The sequence below is a fragment of the Campylobacter sp. JMF_11 EL3 genome, assembly GCF_027736965.1.
Classification (GTDB): Bacteria; Campylobacterota; Campylobacteria; order Campylobacterales; family Campylobacteraceae; genus Campylobacter_B.
Window position 1 is genome coordinate 257,908 of the sequence record NZ_JAOVTJ010000001.1, and the last position, 15,993, is coordinate 273,900.

Genomic DNA, 15,993 nt, shown 5'->3' on the forward strand with positions numbered 1-15,993 from the left:
GCTAGAATTTATCGATAATCTCCCACGCTTGCTCTGGCGTTTTTGCGTTTTTTACGCCCTCTCTAAACTCACCCATGCCCCAGCTTACTTGCAGATACTGGATATTTGCCCTTTTGGCGGCGAATTCGTCCTTTTTGCTATCGCCTAAAAAAATCGCTTTTTTAAATTTGCTATTTTTTAAAACTTCTAAAATCATAGCGGGATCTGGTTTGTGTGGCACTCTCTCGCTCTCGCCCACGATAAAGTCAAAAAACTCGCTTAGCCCCGTAAATTCGGCTATGCTAGCAAGGCTAACTTGTGGAGCATTCGAGGCTAGGGCGACGAAAAAGCCAGCGTTTTTGCATTTTTTTAGCAAATCCAAAATCCCAGGATATGGCAGGGCGAATTTGCGGTAATTCCCCATATACACAGCCATAAATTCAGCCCCTAGCTCCGCGCTCACGCTCTGTGTGCCATATAGCGCGATAAAGGGGTTTTGCGCAGGATCGTTTATCACGCTCATTATGTAATCATGCTCCAAAGGTGCGAGATCAAGGCGGTTTCTAGTGAAATTTATACTCTCGCAAATGGCCTTTTTGCTATCAAGTAGCGTGCCGTCCATATCAAAGATTATCGTTTTCATGCGCCTCGCCTTGCAAAAATTTTCTAATATCGCTCTCCCATTTTGGCGCGGCGGTTACTGCACTTTCGGTGTAACATTTATCGAAAAATTTATCGATTCGCGAGGCGTCAAGGTTGTTTAAAACGCTGATTTTAAAGTATCTTGTATAGCCTGCTACATCGAGCACCTCCCCGCTCGTGCCGATACAGACGAACATTTCGCACTCTTGCAGCGCCTCGTATAAATCGGCGTAGTGCGGGGCTTGCTCGCCAAACATAACGATATTGTGGCGCATTTTAGAGCTTTTACATTTTTCACAAATTTGCCCATTTATTGGCGCGTAGCCGATATTTTGGACATGTCCGCACGCCTCACAGCGAATTTCGGGCAAAAATCCGTGCAAATGAATTACACCATCACACCCAGCGCGTTCTAGCAGATCATCGACATTTTGAGTTTGCACGACGATTTTTTCTCCAAATTCTTTTTTTAATTTTGCGATTGTGTAGTGGGCTAAATTTGGCTCGCAACCCGCTAATTGCGCTCTGCGCTCATCGTAAAATTTAAGCACCTTCGCTCTATCTTTTAAAAACCCAGGCACCGAGCAAACCTCTGCCACGCTGTATTGCTCCCATAATCCGCCACTCTCCCTAAATGTGCGAAGCCCGCTAGCCGCACTCAGCCCAGCCCCGCTTAAAATCAATACTTTTTTCATTTTTTACTCCATAAATTTTATTTTTTTGCGGGGGCGGCGCTCAGAGTTGCGATGGCCGCCCGCCCCCACGCCCCCACCAGGCCGACGCTAGTAGTGACGCGCTTTGCGCGCTAATTTTACTTAAAAGTCATCGCTAAATTTGCCCTTGTGCTTCTCTTTTTTGTAAGTTTTTGAATTTTTGAGTTTTTCTAGCAAATTTGCCTCTTTTATCAGCTCGTCTTTGCCCTTGTGCGCTAGGACCGATTTCACGAAGTTTTCGAGCGATTTCGTGTAGGGCTGATCTAGATAAACAGCTTCTACTTTTTTTAAAACTTCGTAGTTTTTTATTACGCGAATTTTAAATAAATTCTCGTCAAAATCATCTCGTTTCAAAATCGAAATTGCCGATTTTGCGAAGCGTTCTAAGGCGCGGATGTATTTGATACGATCGCTTTTTTCATTTATTTGGCTCAAATTTTATCCTTTGAAATCAAAAGTGCGATTATACCAAATTTAGCTTTATTTTTTATTTTACATATTTTTCCTATATATTATTAAAACTATATTTTTTTCAAAACACTTTAAATAGGGAATTTATAAAATATATTTTCTCTATTGACTTGTTTGTAAATAAGTGTTATAATCTCTTTAAAATTTTAAAAATTAAGGAGGAGAGATGGCGGAATTTAACTTCGAAACACTAGCAACCCACGCAGGATACAGCTCAAAAGAGGGCTGCGGTGCAATGGCGGTGCCGATCTATCTAACCACAGCGTTTGACTTTGGCACGAGCGAGGAGGCGGCAGCTAGATTTGCATTGCAAAGCCTTGGTCCCATTTATACGCGCTTGAATAACCCAACGGTCGATATTTTCGAGGCGCGCATTGCAGCATTAGAGGGCGGAGTTGCGGCGATTGGCACTGCTAGCGGTCAAGCCGCTTCGTTTTATGCGGTCGCAAATGTCGCAAGTGCGGGCGATAATATCATCATGGCGCAAAAAGTCTATGGCGGAACTTCGAATTTAATGCTTCATACGCTTAAAAAATTTGGCATTGAGACGCGTATGTTCGACGCAGACAGCGCGGACGATTTAGAAAGCTTGATTGATGAGAGAACAAAGGCGATTTTCTTCGAAACGCTTTCAAATCCGCAAGTGGCAATTCCAAATTTTTATAAAATCATCGAAATCGCCGATAAATACGGCATTATCAGCATTGTGGATAACACAGTCGCCACGCCAGTGCTGTTTAATCCTATCAAAAAAGGCGCCGATATCGTCGTGCATAGCGCGAGTAAGTATATCAGCGGTCAAGGGCTAACCATCGCAGGTGCTGTCGTAAGCGGGGCTAGCACAAACAAAAAAATCCTAGCTAATCCACGATACGCTGATTTCAACGAGCCTGATGAGAGCTATCATGGGCTAGTTTATACAGATTTGGTAGAAAATTTCGACATTTTCACGCTTCGAATTCGCCTTGGTTTGCTTCGCGATATCGGTGCGACGATGAGCCCATTTAGCGCGTGGCAGTTGATTCAGGGGCTTGAAACCCTAAGCGTGAGGGTCAAAGAACACTCTCGCAAAACGCAAAAAATCGCTGAATTTTTAGAATCTCACCCAGCTATAAAAAGCGTAAATTACCCAGGACTAAAAAGCTCACCACTAAATAAATTTGTGAGTGAAAATTTCACCGAGGGGCTATGTAGCGGGCTTTTGTGCTTTGATGCTGGAAGCAGAAAAGTAGCTGATGATATCATGCGAGAGGTGAAAATTTTCGCCGTTGTCGTAAATATCGGCGATAGCAAATCCGTCATCACTCACCCAGCTAGCTCAACTCACTCGCAATCAAGCGACGAGGAACTTTTAAGCGCAGGGATTACTCCTGGCTTAATAAGACTTAGCGTGGGGCTAGAAGACACTGACGATTTGATTAATGATTTAAAAAACGCAATCGAAAAAGCGACTAAATAAGGGGAATATATGGCACTTTTATCTACAAAAGGCGTTTATGGTTTAATGGCGATTTTAGAAATCGCCAAAGCTAGCGAAATTTCGCCGATTAGCATTAGCGAAATTTCAGATAGAATTTTGGTTTCCAAAAACTATTTGGAGCAAATTTTAAATGGCCTTAGAGGCGGTGGATTGATCGAGAGCATAAAGGGCAAAAACGGCGGATATTATCTCTCGCGTGATATTGAGGATATCACATTTGCCGATGTTTTCAAGGCTATGGAGAAGGACTTTAAGCTTACGAATTTGAAGCTATTAAACCCAAATTTAGAGTTTTTTTTCAAAGAGTATGATGAAAAACTGCTAGAAATTTTCAACAAATCAATTAGCAAATTTGAAGAATACAAGGAAGAAAGCACTAAATTTTTGGATTTTAGTATTTGATTTGAGGCTACGCGCAGTTTCACAACGATAAAAAAAGGAAAAAAATGAAAATAGCAAACGATGTAACAGATCTAATCGGCAACACTCCGTTAGTTAGGATTAATACCTTTTCAAAAAACGCGACAATACTTGCAAAAGCTGAGTTTCTAAACCCAAGCCACTCGGTCAAAGATCGTATCGCGTGGAATATCATCAAGGTCGCCTTCGTGCAAAATCTCATCAACAAAGACACTATCCTAATCGAGCCAACTAGCGGAAATACGGGCGTAGGACTAGCCATGGTAGCTGCGAAAATGGGGCTAAAACTAATCCTAACAATGCCAAGTTCGATGAGTATCGAAAGACAAAAGCTAATCGCGGCTTTTGGTGCGAAAATCGTGCTCACAGATCCGCAATTTGGTATGAAAGGTGCCGTGGATAAGGCAAACGAACTAGCCGAGGAAAACCCAAATTCCTTTATCCCAAGCCAGTTTGACAACCCTGCCAACCCACAAGCCCACTACGAGAGCACTGGCCCTGAGATTTGGCGCGATACAGACGGCAAAGTCGATATCTTAGTCGCTGGATTTGGCACGGGAGGCACGCTAAGCGGGACGGCGAAATATCTCAAAGAGCAAAACCCTGATTTAAAGGTAATCGCGGTCGAGCCTGATTCGTCGCCACTAGCTAGTAGAGGGTGCGCTGGAAGCCACAAAATACAAGGAATCGGCGCAAATTTCATACCGAAAAACCTAAATTTAGACATAATCGATGAGTATATCGCGGTCGCAAATGGCGCAGCTTTCGATACTGCAAAGACTTTGGCGCAAAAAGAGGGCTTGCTAGTGGGCATTTCAAGCGGCGCAAATGTCTATGCGGCAAACATCATCGCCAATCGCTTCGAAAATCGTGGCAAAATCATCGTAACCACGCTAAATGACACCGGCGAGAGATACCTTTCTACCGATTTATTCAAATAAAATTTAATTTCAAATTTGCGAATTTTGTAATTCGCAAATTTGCTTTTTACTACGAAAAATTCCAAACGCTAAATTTGCAAAATTTATAAAATTCTATAAATTTTTGCCAAAACACTGCGCCGAAATTTTAAATTCGTAGATTGCTTCGAATTTGCTACGCAAATTCTCGCAATGACACTAGCGAGTAAATTTGTTTAATTTGTCATTGCGAGCGAGTGTAACGAGCGTGGCAATCTACGAGTTTAAAATTCCAAACGCTAAATTTGCGAAATTGAAATTCCATAAATTTACACATTATTATCAAAATTTGCGCTAGAATTTGGCTAAATTTCATAAAAAAGGAAAGTTATGAAAAAGCTTTTTGTTTTTTTATTTTTGTGCGCTTCTTTGTGGGGCAAAATCAACATAAACGACGCGACTAGATACGAGCTAATGACCATTGGCGGGCTTGATGCGGGCAGGGCGGACATGCTCATAAACTACCGCAAATCGCGCGAAATCACAGATGAAAATCAGCTAAAAAATATAACCGGTTTTGGCGGTTATGATACGACTAGGCTCGCGCAAAATTTTGATTTGCAAGCCCTGCCAAAGCCAGAGCCTGTCCCAGAACCTAAAAAAGAGAGCGAACAAAACATAATCATAATCCAACCAGAAAAAAAGATCTATGTAAATCACCCGCCAAGATACCGCTACGAACAGCATTTCGGCAATGGTATCACTATCATAGAGGAGGGCAATCTACGACGCAGACCACTGCCGCCACGCTACGAGGAGCACCGAGGGCGCCGCTTTGGCGCGCATGAACAAAACAGAGTCGCCAAACCTGCGCCCGTGCCACAGCACCTCACCACACAAAGAGCTAAGAGCTCCCAAAATAACTGCGTCATGCGAAATGGAATTTGCATAAGTGGCGAAGTGCGCGCCAGAGGCGTGTGGAGGTAGGCTATCTGGCTTAAATTTTAAAATATGAAAAGGAAACAAATAGTAGAATGAGCGAAATAGCTGTATTTTTAGGAAAATTAGGAATATTTTTATGTGCAATTTCACTGTTAATTCTAGGTCGTGCATTTTTCCATTTTCAAATCAGTGTTAAAAATTTTTTTTGTTTTGGAATTATTGATTTTGATGAAATTAAAAGAGAAATTCAAAAAATTATAAAGAGGGTTAAAAGTAAAAATAAAGATAATTTTTTTCAGACATTTAAATTTTGGATTAAAAGCATACTATATTTAATGAGTATTTTCATTATTTTTACTGCTTATCTATTATTATATGTTGGGCTTATATGCTTGAATTTAGGGTTAATATTGATTTTGATTTATTACAACTTTTGATAGTTAAATTTATACCACAAACCAAAATCATTTTTAAGCTATTTTATGGATTTAAAGTCATTTAAAATTTAACTTTCCAAAATGCTACAAATTTTGCAAAACACAAATTTTCGGGGCAGTGTTTGCAAAAATAAAGGCGAAATTTAGCTATTTTCTCGCCATGAAAACAGCGAAATTCGCCCATTTAAAGATAATTTCCACGCTGGCAAATCCAGCATTAAGCGCGAGCGTTTTGTTCTCACTCTCGGTGTATGGGATTAGCACATTTTCGAGCGCTTTGCGCTTTTGGGCGATTTCGAACTTCGAATAGCCTTGATTTTCTTTGTAATTTTCGTAAATTTCAATCATATTTTTACTAAGCGTTTTATCCTCATAAACGAGCTTTTCAGCGAAAATCAAAACTCCGTTTTCGCCCAAATTTTCATAAATTTTGCGCATAAATTCTGCCCGTTTTATCGGGCGAATAAACTGCAAAGTGTAGTTTAAAATCACGGCGTCAAAGCCCTTAAAATCGCACTCTAAGATATCTTCGCACGAAAATTTTATCTGCGCGCCAAAAGCAGCGGTTTTTGCCGCGGCGATTTCTAGCATTGCTTCGGAGTTATCCACGCCAAAAAGCGCCAAATCAGGGCGCATTTGATACAAGCTAAGCAAAATCCCAGCCGTCGAGCAGCCAAGGTCTATGGCTTTGGCACCATGAGTCAAAATCCGTGCCAAAAGCTCGCAAACAAGCTCGGAGCTTTGCTTGTAAAACGGCACCGAGCGCGCGATCATATCGTCAAAGACGCTAGCGACGCTTTTGTCGAACTCAAACTGCTTTTTTATCGGCGTTTTGAAAATTTCATCTTTCATATTTGTTTCCTAAAATCTCCCTAGCAATGGCGATGTCGCTTGAAATTTGTGCTTTTAATTCGCCTAAATTTGCAAATTTTTTGTTTTCGCGGATAAATTTGATAAATTTCACGCTCGCGCTCTTTGGCGTGAAATTTGCGCCAAACTCCCCTAAAATGTGCGTTTCTATGGCGAAATTGCTATCTGTGCTGACCCTGTGCCCTATAAATGAGACACTTTTGTAAATTTTGTTTTTTACCCTGCACAGCGTGGCATAAACGCCATGTTTGGGCATATAAAACTCGCTAGCATCTAGATTTAGCGTCGCAAACAGCTCCTTTGCGCCTAGTCCTTGACCGCTGATGACTTTGCCAGAGATTTCATACTCTCGCCCCAAAAACTGCGCCGCCTTCTCGCACTCACCAGCGTTTAAAAACTCTTTGATTAGCCTCGTATGCACGCCAACGCCGTCGATTTTATACTCGTCGATTATGAGCGTTTCGCCGGCGAAATTCGCGCGTAAAAACTCTGCGTCGCTGGCTCTATTTTTGCCAAATTTAAAATCATTTCCGACTACGATTTTTTCCAAATTTGGAAAATTTGCGTTTAAAAGTGCGATAAATTCGGCTCCACTTAAATTTTTCACCCTAACTAAATCGCAGTAAAAAATCTCTTTTTCGCAAATTTGGCTAATTAGGCTAGGTGGCGTGAGTTTGGGCGCAGTATCGGCGATGACTATGACTATGCCACCATGCTCGCCAAGAGCGTCAAATAGCTTTTGATGAGCCCTGTGAAATCCGTCGAAATTGCCGATAGCAAGGGCTTTAATCTCGCTTTTTTTCGCTCCATTTAAATTTAGAAATTTCTCGTTTTCGCCAAATTTGGCTAGGATTGAAATTTCGCTAGGCTCGCTCATTTTTGCTTCGTCCATACGATTTTTTGGGTGTCATAGCCACTTTCTTTGGCTTTGTTTAGGTAGATATTTTTGATGAGTTCGGGCATGGTTTTGGTGCGCGAAAGCATATAAAGCTCGCCTGTGTTTTCGCCAAAAACGAGCGCGTAGCTGTAATCCACATCGGTTTGAGCGACGCTAAATTTGGCATTTTTTATCATACCTTTGCGAACTAAATTTCCCTCGGATTTTTTGCCCACAAAGGCTAGTTCTTCGCTAGATAATTTGATTTTTCCGCTTTGGCTTTGGGCTGATTTTAGCATATTTATCGAGCCATTTTTATCGACGAAAATTTCATAAGCTGTGTTTTCTAACTCGCCTGTAAAGCCCTTGATATGGGCTATCTCATACCAACCACCGCAAAATTTAGCTATGTCAAAATCCCGCGTGATAGGCGCGTTTGGCGAAATGCTTTTGGCGCACGCCCCTAGGAAAAATATAGTTAAAGTTAAAATTAAAATTTGCTTAAATTTCATCTATTCTCCTTTTTTATAATGATAGAAAAACTCCTGATTTCCCTCTTTACCTTTGATTTGACAAGGGAGTTTTTGTATCATTATAAGCCCCATTTTAGCGCAGTTTAACTCAAATTTCGCCATTGCTTGCTCTACTAGCTTTTGATTTTTTATGACGCCTTTTTTATCTCGTTTTGCGCCCACGCCGACCTCGAATTGCGGTTTGAAAAGCAAGATTATATCGCGCGAAGCAAGGCGCAAAATGCTAGGCAAAATTTTCTCAATCCCGATAAAGCTGACATCGCAGGTGATTAGCTCAAAACTCGTTTGGCTCTCAAACTCCCTGATATCGGTGTTTTCGCGCACGATTACACGCGGATCGTGGCGCAAGCTATCATCTAGCTGTGCGCTTCCCACATCAAGGGCTACGACCTCGCTTGCGCCGTATTTTAGCAAAATTTGCACAAATCCGCCCGTCGATGAGCCGATATCTAGGGCGCGCACGCCCGCGATATCAAGCGCGCACTCATCTAAAAATCCCTTTAATTTCAGTGCGCCACGGCTTACGAAAATCTCGTCTGTCGCGCTAATCTCGCCATTTTCTACTTCGGCTGAGACCTTGCCTAAAATCTCGCCATTTAGCAAAATTTTGCCCTCTTTAATGAGATTTTGGGCTTTGTTTCGGCTGATTTTTAGAGCGTCTGCCACGAAACTATCAAATCTCACGCGCCATTTCCTCGAACTCAACTTCGCTTAGCGTGCGCACGCCAAGGGCATTTGCCTTATCTAGCTTGCTTCCAGCCTCGCTTCCATAAATCACAAAATCGGTTTTGGCTGATACTGAGCCCGAAACCTTTGCGCCCATTTGCAAAAGGCGGTTTTTGATCTCGTCTCTGGGGCGCGACATGGTGCCAGTAAGCACGATGGTCTTGCCAGTAAAGGCGGTTTGCGTGGTTTCGCTCTTAGAAATTTGTGGATTTATGATTGTGATTAGATTGCGAATTTTTTCTTCGTTTTCGGCGCAAAATTCGCAAAAACTTTTTGCCATAGCCTCTCCAAAATTTTCTAAATTTAGCACCTCTTCATAGCTAGCGTCTAGCCATTTCTCGCCGAAACTCTCGGCGATTTTGCGCGCTGCGACCTCGCCTATATGCTCGATACCAAGCCCGCTGATGAAGCGATAAAGCTGCGCGCCCTTGCTTGAATTTATAGCGTTTAAGAGATTTGAAATTTTTTTATCTTTAAAGCCTTCAAGCCCCGCAAAATCAGCCTCACTAAGCGCGTAAATATCGGCGATTTCGTTAATTTTGCCAAGGCTATGAAGCAAGCTAATCGTAGCCTCGCTTAGCCCTTCGATATTCATACATTTTTTCGAGCAAAAATAGATTAAAGCCCCCACAATTCGTGCTTTGCAACTCAAATTTTGACATTTTATCAAAGCACCCTCATCGAGCAGGCCACCGCCACATACAGGACACGCGCTAGGGCGAGTTATGGGCGTTTGTGAGCCGTCTCTGCGCCCAGCAAAGACGCTTGTGATTTTTGGGATTACATCGCCGCTTCGTATAATTCCCACAAAATCGTTTTTCATCAGCCCCAAACGCTCGATTTCATCGAAATTATGAAGCGTAGCGTTGCTGACATTTGCCCCGTCGATATTGACGCTTTCGACCACCGCCACAGGGGTGATTGCGCCCGTTCTACCAACTTGTAAATTTATATCAACTAGCCTTGTGATTTTTTCAACAGCAGGGAATTTATACGCCACCATGAAACGCGGAAATTTCACGGTGTATCCCAACAAATCGCACTTCGCGACATCGTTTATGCGAAGCACCATGCCATCTAGCATCAGATCTTTTTTATCGCGCAGGGCGTGAAGCTCATCGTAAGCCTTGCGGATTTCATTTGCACTCGCACAAATTCGCCTAAAATCGTCCCTCTTAAAGCCAAGACTTCGCACAAACTCCATAATCTCACTATGTCGCGTGAAATTTAATCTATTTTCTCCCACACCCCAAGGTATGAATTGAAGTTTTCGCTTCGCTACAACCGCGCTATCTAGCTGGCGAAGGCTTCCAGCTGCGGCGTTGCGTGGGTTTGAAAACAGCGCTTCGCCATTTTGCGCGCGCTCATCGTTTAGGGCGTCAAAATCGCTTTTAGCAATCAAAACTTCGCCACGAATTTCGATTTTTTCGTTATATGGGATTTGAAGTGGGATAGATTTTATCGCTCTTGCATTGGCGGTTACATTTTCGCCGATTTTGCCGTCTCCGCGCGTGGCAGCCGAGATTAAAATGCCGTCTTCGTATGTGAGATTTAGGCTCGCTCCGTCAAATTTCGGCTCGACATAAAATTCTAAATTTGCCTTTTCGCCACGCCCAAGCCACGCCAAAAGCTCGCCGTCGTTAAAAATATCCTCCATAGACCACATTTGCGCGCTGTGAGAAAGCTTTTCGAAACCCTCGCTAAGCTCGCCTCCGATACGCAAAGTAGGGGAGTATGGCAAAATTTGCTCTGGGTGAGCGCGCTCGAAGATTTCGACCTTGCTATATAGCGTATCGTATTCTTCGTCGCTAGCGATTGGATTATCCTGCGTGTAATACGCTCTCGCCCATAAATTCAGGGTTTGCACTGCCTCTTTGTATTCGTTAAAATCCATTTTATTTCCCAAAAATTTTCAGCGCTTTTTCATAATCTTCTTGCGTGTCGATTCCGACGCTGTTTGTCTCTATTTGCAACATTGCGATTTTTTTGCCAGCACTTAGGGCGCGAAGTTGCTCTAATTTCTCGGTGTTTTCTAGCACGCTAGGCGGTAGGGCGCAAAACTCGCGCAAGGTTTTTGCACTATACGCATAAATGCCAATATGCCCCAAATAGTCCTTAAATTCGGCTCTTGGATAAGGTATCGGCGCGCGTGAAAAATAAATCGCAAAGCCGTGGTTGTCCAAAATCACCTTGACTAAATTTGGATCTTGCGCGCTTTTTTCGTCGATTTTTTTGTAGCAACTAGCCATAAATGCGCCGTTTTTGATCGCGCTGGTGGCAAATTCTTTAAATTTAATTAAATTTTGCGTCTCAAAAAACGGCTCGTCGGCTTGGACATTGATTAAAATTTCATCATCGCTTAAATTTGCGTTTTTCACAGCTTCGTTTATTCTATCTGTGCCACTTTGGTGGTTTTCATCTGTCATAACGGCGCGAAATCCATAATCCTTGGCGATTTGCAGGATTTGCTCATCATCTACCGCGATTAGCACGCTATCTACTTTGGCGGCGTTTTGCGCTGTTTTGATAAACATTGGCACACCGGCAAATTCGCATAAAATTTTGTTTTTAAACCTAGTTGAGGCTAGGCGGGCAGGTATTATAATCATAGTTTTATCCAATCAATAATCGTGTTTTTAATCTCGTTTTGCTCGATTATGCTCGTGTGAATTTCAGGGCTGGCAAAAAGGCGTGAAATTTGCGCTGGAATATCGCTTTGAAACTCTTTCGAGAGTGCTATCATATCGGCCTTTTCATCTTCGCACGGACGAGATTTTATCGCTTTTATCATCGACGGGGTAAATTTTATCCATTTCGCCGTAGAAACGATGAGAGTTGGCGTATCGCCACCTAAAAGTTTGAAGCAGTTTGCAGTGTGTGGGTCGATGAGACGGCCACTACTGCTAGCTTCTTTGATAAATTTCGAGCACTCGTCATCGCTTGTGAAACCGGCCTCAAATTCGCTTTGAAGCTTAGTAAGCTCATCTTTGCTAAGGGCGTAGAATTTATCTTGCGCAAGGCTAGCCATAAGCTCTTTTGTGCGTTTATCGCCGAATAAATCAGCCAGCACGCGCTCGACATTTGAACTAATCAAAATGTCCATTGCAGGGCTAATCGTGCTAATTAGCTCCCTGCCACGCAAATCGTAAATTCCAGTATTAATGAAATCAGTTAGGATATTGTTTGCATTGGAGGCAATTTTGATTTTGCCAATATTTGCGCCCATTTTTTTGGCGAAATACGCACCAAGGGCGTTGCCGAAATTTCCGCTTGGCACGATTACATCAAATTTATCGTGCGCGCTAAATTTTGGATTTTTGCTAAATTGCACGCTAGCGTAAATGTAGTAGATGATTTGAAACAAAATTCTGCCGAAATTTACAGAATTTGCCGCACTTAGGCAAAGATTATTAGCTCTTAGCTCGTTTTTAAAATCATCATCGCTAAGTAGCGATTTTAACGCTCTTTGAGCGTCGTCAAAATTCCCTTTAATGCCTAGAATTTTTAAATTTTTGGCTGATTGTTTTACCATTTGTTGGCGCTGAATTTCACTCGTTCCGCCAGCTGGATATAGACATACGACCTTGATATTTGGGTCGTTTGCAAATGTTTCAAGCGTGGCTGGGCCAGTATCGCCACTAGTAGCGCAGATTATGAGGTATTTTTCATTTCTTTGCGCCGCTAGCTCGCCAAGAAGTGCGCCAAAAGGTTGAAGTGCCATATCTTTAAAAGCAAGCGTCGGGCCGTGATAAAGCTCCAAAATATAGGTGTTATCGTTAAATTTAGAAATTTCAAGTGGCAGGGCAGGGTTTTCGAAACTATCATATCTAGCAAGAGCGGTTTTGAAAACCTCTGGCGAAATGTCGAAATCTAGGGCTTTTATAAGCTTTAAAGCGATTTGTTTATAGCTAAGCTCTTTGCACTCGCTCCAAAATTCAGGTGTAAGTTTTGGCAACTCGCGCGGTGTATAAAGTCCGCCAAATGCAGCACTTGGGCTTAGTAGTGCGTCGCTAAGTGTGGCGCTGGCGCTAAAATCTCGTGTGGAAACTAATTTCATAAATTCTCCTTATCTAATCAAACTTCCGATACCAGTATCAGTGAAAAGCTCTAATAAAAGCGAGTGTGGGATTTTGCCATTTATTATGTGAGCGGCCTTGGTGCCTGTGTTTATGCACTCTAAGCAAGCATCGATTTTAGGTATCATACCGCCACTAATCGTGCCGTCTTTTTTCAAAGCCGAGATCGAATTTTCATCGAGTTTGCTAATGAGTTTGCCCTCTTTATCTAGCACGCCGTCGATATCGCTTAGAAAAATCACTTTGTCGGCTTTTAGGTAGCTAGCGATTTTGCTAGCGCAAAGATCTGCGTTTATGTTAAAGCTGATATTTTCGTCATTTTCGCCACCGGCAAGTGGCGCGATGACAGGCAGATAATCGCGATCTAGCAAATCATAAATGACTTTTGTATTCACATCTGTGATTTCGCCTACGAAGCCGTATTTTTCGCGGTCTAAAAATTTTGCCTTCAAAAGTCCGCCGTCCTTACCACTAATGCCTATGGCAGGGGCTCCGTTTTGGTTAAGAAGCGCGGTGATTTCTTTATTTACAAGTCCGCTTAGCACCATTTCGGTTACTTCGATAGCTTCTTTGCTTGTTACGCGCAAACCATCGCAAAATTCGCTTTTGATATCCAGTAAATCGAGGGTTTGGTTGATTTTTTTGCCGCCGCCATGCACGACGATGACCTTGATACCAACCATGTGCAAAAGCGTGATATCACGAGCGAAATTTAGCTTTAAAACCTCGTCGGTTTGGGCTGCGCCGCCGTATTTAATGACGAAAATTTTATCGCGAAATTTGCGGATATAAGGTAGGGCTGAGATGATAATTTCTGCGATTTGACTTGATTTTATCATTGTTTTCTCCAAATTTAGTGGTTTAGTTTGCTAGCAATGTAGGCTTTGATTTGGTTTTTGAAATTTTCGCTAAGCGTGGTTTTAAGCTCGATTACGCTGATATTTAGCCCGAAATTTTCGAGCTTGACGAAATCTTTGGCGGTGCAAATGATATGCGTGGCACTAGATTTATGAAGTAAATTTTTAATTTCATCTTTTGTAAAATCATAGTGATCTGGGAAATAAAAACTGGCTTTGGCGTGTTTTTCAAACTCTTTTAAGCGCCATGGCTTGGCGATTGCGCTGATTAAAATCGTATTTTCCTTGTCGGTGTGTGGATTTGGAAAATTTGAAATTTCACTAGTGGATTTTATATCATCTAGGCTGGGAATAAAATCTGCGAATTTGTAGAAATTTGGTGGATAGCGATAGCCAGCAACCGGCAGCGGCAAGGGCAAAAGTGGCGAATCGCTAGGGCGCAAAACAATCTCAAATTTTTCTATATGAAATTTAGAAAATCCATCGTCTAAAATCACGAGAGCAAAGCCATCTTTTTTGGCCTGCATTATGGCATTTTCGCGGTTTTCGCTCACAAGAACGCTTGCGTTTTTTAGGGTTTTGGCATAGAGCATGGCTTCATCGCCACTGGTTTTTATGTCGCATAAAATTTCGCCATTTTTCGCCACATATTGTAGTCCGTGGCTTTTGCGGCCGTATCCGCGCAGTATTATGCAGGTAGGAATTTCAGGGCTAAATTCTGTAAAAATCGCCCCCACAAGCGGAGTTTTACCACTTCCGCCAAGGGTTAGATTTCCCACGCTTACTACTGCTATGCCATAATCTTTGGGTTTAGTTATAGCGCGCCTAATCATCTGAATAAAGCCAAAAATGATTGAGAGTGGAAGCAAAAAAAATGAAATTATAAGCCAAATAACGCCCGGATCGTATAAATTTTTTTCGAGCCAAATTTTAAACACGGCTTCTCGCAATTTCTATAATTTTTTCGCAGATATACGCCACATCGTCATCGCTAAGCGAGGCATAAATCGGCAAAGATAAAATTTGTTGATAATTTTTTAGCGCATTTGGGAAGTCATTGACTTTGTAATTATACTTGGATTTGTAGTAGCTTAGCAGGTGCAGTGGCACATAGTGAAGCCCCACATCAATGCCCCTAGAAATCATTTCGCGCGCGAAATCATCGCGGTTTTTGTCGATTTTTATGATAAATTGTGTATAAATGTGCTCCGCGCTATCGGTAGGAAGCTCGATATGAGGGCAATTTTCCAAGGATTTCCTAAACATTTTTGCGATATTTTGGCGACGCTTGATAAAACTATCTGTTTTTTCTAGTTGCGATAGTGCAAATGCCGCATTTATCGAGTTTAAATCGTATTTTTGACCGATACGATCTACATTGTAAGTAAAGCCTAAATTTCCGTCTTTATAAAACGCTTCGCCCACGATTCCGTTATTGCGCAAAATTTTGGCAGAATTTGCCAAACCTTCGTTATTTGTGACGAAAAATCCAGCCGTAGAGATTGCGTCTTGGGCTTGTGGATTTATCTGAAAGCACGAAAACAGCGAGTTTTCAAACGAGCCGATTTTTTTGCCCTTGTATGTAGCACCTGTGGCCCTAGAAGCGTCATCTATGATAGTGATATTTTCTTTTTTGGCGATTTCGTAAATCTCGTCCATATCGGTTACGAGCCCGGCTGTGTGCGAGATAAAGGCGCATTTTAGCTTTTTGTGTCTGTTTAGCTCGATAGCTTTTGAAAAGCTTTCAGGGGTGATATTAAAGGTGTTTGTATCGATATCTACAAATATCGGCTCAGCATCAAAATGCCTAATAACCGCCGCTACATGCGGAAATGAATTGACCGAGCATAAAATTCTATCTCCGCGCTTGACACCAAGTGTGCAAAGCGCAAGATGAAGCGCAGTAGTGCCACTAGTAGTGGAGATTGCGTAATTCACACCAAAATACTCACAAATTTTGTTTTCAAAAATTTCTGAGTATTTTATTTGTGGATTGTGAAGGGCATTTAGTATAAGCGATTCTTCTTTATCATCAACCTGCGCTTTAAAAAAAGGTATTTGCCTCATGTGA

The 15,993-nt window shown here is 42.1% G+C and carries 18 protein-coding genes; 5 read left to right on the forward strand and 13 right to left on the reverse strand.

Features of this window, described 5'->3' with window-relative positions; all coding sequences use genetic code 11:
• Nucleotide 1: 1 nt before the first annotated feature.
• The 3 genes from OFN67_RS01250 to OFN67_RS01260 form a co-directional block, all read right to left on the reverse strand.
• Complete coding sequence (locus tag OFN67_RS01250; protein WP_270868230.1) at nt 2-622, reverse strand: HAD family hydrolase; 621 nt, start codon at nt 620-622, stop codon at nt 2-4.
• The gene (locus OFN67_RS01255) at nt 603-1,316 is read right to left on the reverse strand and encodes an SIR2 family NAD-dependent protein deacylase (protein WP_270868229.1); all 714 of its coding nucleotides are present in this window, start codon (nt 1,314-1,316) and stop codon (nt 603-605) included. Before OFN67_RS01255 ends, OFN67_RS01250 begins: the two co-directional genes overlap by 20 nt.
• A gap of 120 nt (nt 1,317-1,436) precedes the next feature.
• Nucleotides 1,437-1,769 carry a hypothetical protein gene (locus tag OFN67_RS01260; RefSeq protein WP_270868228.1) on the reverse strand — a complete coding sequence of 111 codons (333 nt, stop codon included), beginning with the start codon at nt 1,767-1,769 and terminating at the stop codon, nt 1,437-1,439.
• Nucleotides 1,770-1,971: 202 nt separating this feature from the next.
• On the opposite strand from OFN67_RS01260, the gene OFN67_RS01265 reads away from it, so the two are divergent.
• From OFN67_RS01265 to OFN67_RS01285, 5 genes are all read left to right on the forward strand, one after another.
• Nucleotides 1,972-3,264, forward strand: coding sequence for an O-acetylhomoserine aminocarboxypropyltransferase/cysteine synthase family protein (locus OFN67_RS01265; RefSeq protein ID WP_270873926.1), 1,293 nt, complete (start codon nt 1,972-1,974; stop codon nt 3,262-3,264).
• A 9-nt stretch (nt 3,265-3,273) separates the two neighbouring features.
• Nucleotides 3,274-3,687, forward strand: a complete 414-nt coding sequence (locus OFN67_RS01270) for an RrF2 family transcriptional regulator (RefSeq protein WP_270858939.1) — start codon at nt 3,274-3,276, stop codon at nt 3,685-3,687.
• 44 nt (nt 3,688-3,731) lie between these two features.
• Entirely contained in the window at nt 3,732-4,646 is a 915-nt protein-coding gene (gene cysK / locus OFN67_RS01275; protein ID WP_270864410.1) for a cysteine synthase A, read from the forward strand.
• A 348-nt stretch (nt 4,647-4,994) separates the two neighbouring features.
• Nucleotides 4,995-5,591: a hypothetical protein gene (locus OFN67_RS01280; RefSeq protein ID WP_270873927.1), complete on the forward strand. Its 597-nt coding sequence runs from the start codon at nt 4,995-4,997 to the stop codon at nt 5,589-5,591.
• A 47-nt stretch (nt 5,592-5,638) separates the two neighbouring features.
• On the forward strand, nt 5,639-5,983 hold the full coding sequence (locus OFN67_RS01285) for a hypothetical protein (protein ID WP_270868225.1): 345 nt from the start codon (nt 5,639-5,641) through the stop codon (nt 5,981-5,983).
• 147 nt (nt 5,984-6,130) lie between these two features.
• On the opposite strand, the gene cmoA is transcribed toward OFN67_RS01285, so the two are convergent.
• The 10 genes from cmoA to OFN67_RS01335 are packed head-to-tail and all read right to left on the reverse strand — an operon-like array spanning nt 6,131 to nt 15,989.
• Entirely contained in the window at nt 6,131-6,835 is a 705-nt protein-coding gene (cmoA, locus tag OFN67_RS01290) for a carboxy-S-adenosyl-L-methionine synthase CmoA (protein WP_270868224.1), read from the reverse strand.
• Entirely contained in the window at nt 6,825-7,745 is a 921-nt protein-coding gene (locus OFN67_RS01295; protein WP_270868223.1) for a bifunctional riboflavin kinase/FAD synthetase, read from the reverse strand. Before OFN67_RS01295 ends, cmoA begins: the two co-directional genes overlap by 11 nt.
• On the reverse strand, nt 7,727-8,242 hold the full coding sequence (locus OFN67_RS01300; protein ID WP_270858934.1) for a lipocalin family protein: 516 nt from the start codon (nt 8,240-8,242) through the stop codon (nt 7,727-7,729). Before OFN67_RS01300 ends, OFN67_RS01295 begins: the two co-directional genes overlap by 19 nt.
• Entirely contained in the window at nt 8,243-8,947 is a 705-nt protein-coding gene (tlyA, locus tag OFN67_RS01305; protein WP_270868222.1) for a 23S rRNA (cytidine-2'-O)-methyltransferase TlyA, read from the reverse strand.
• Entirely contained in the window at nt 8,937-10,883 is a 1,947-nt protein-coding gene (gene ligA, locus OFN67_RS01310) for an NAD-dependent DNA ligase LigA (RefSeq protein ID WP_270868221.1), read from the reverse strand. The genes tlyA and ligA overlap by 11 nt, the downstream gene beginning before the upstream one ends.
• 1 nt (nt 10,884) lies before the next feature.
• Nucleotides 10,885-11,598: a 3-deoxy-manno-octulosonate cytidylyltransferase gene (gene kdsB / locus OFN67_RS01315; protein WP_270868220.1), complete on the reverse strand. Its 714-nt coding sequence runs from the start codon at nt 11,596-11,598 to the stop codon at nt 10,885-10,887.
• Entirely contained in the window at nt 11,595-13,046 is a 1,452-nt protein-coding gene (gene thrC / locus OFN67_RS01320) for a threonine synthase (protein WP_270868219.1), read from the reverse strand. Before thrC ends, kdsB begins: the two co-directional genes overlap by 4 nt.
• Nucleotides 13,047-13,055: 9 nt before the next feature.
• Nucleotides 13,056-13,904 (reverse strand): acetylglutamate kinase, encoded by an 849-nt coding sequence (gene argB / locus OFN67_RS01325; RefSeq protein ID WP_270868218.1) that lies wholly within the window; start codon nt 13,902-13,904, stop codon nt 13,056-13,058.
• Between the two features lie 14 nt (nt 13,905-13,918).
• On the reverse strand, nt 13,919-14,860 hold the full coding sequence (locus tag OFN67_RS01330) for a tetraacyldisaccharide 4'-kinase (RefSeq protein WP_270868217.1): 942 nt from the start codon (nt 14,858-14,860) through the stop codon (nt 13,919-13,921).
• On the reverse strand, nt 14,853-15,989 hold the full coding sequence (locus OFN67_RS01335) for a DegT/DnrJ/EryC1/StrS family aminotransferase (RefSeq protein ID WP_270858927.1): 1,137 nt from the start codon (nt 15,987-15,989) through the stop codon (nt 14,853-14,855). The genes OFN67_RS01330 and OFN67_RS01335 overlap by 8 nt, the downstream gene beginning before the upstream one ends.
• Between the last annotated feature and the right edge of the window lie 4 nt (nt 15,990-15,993).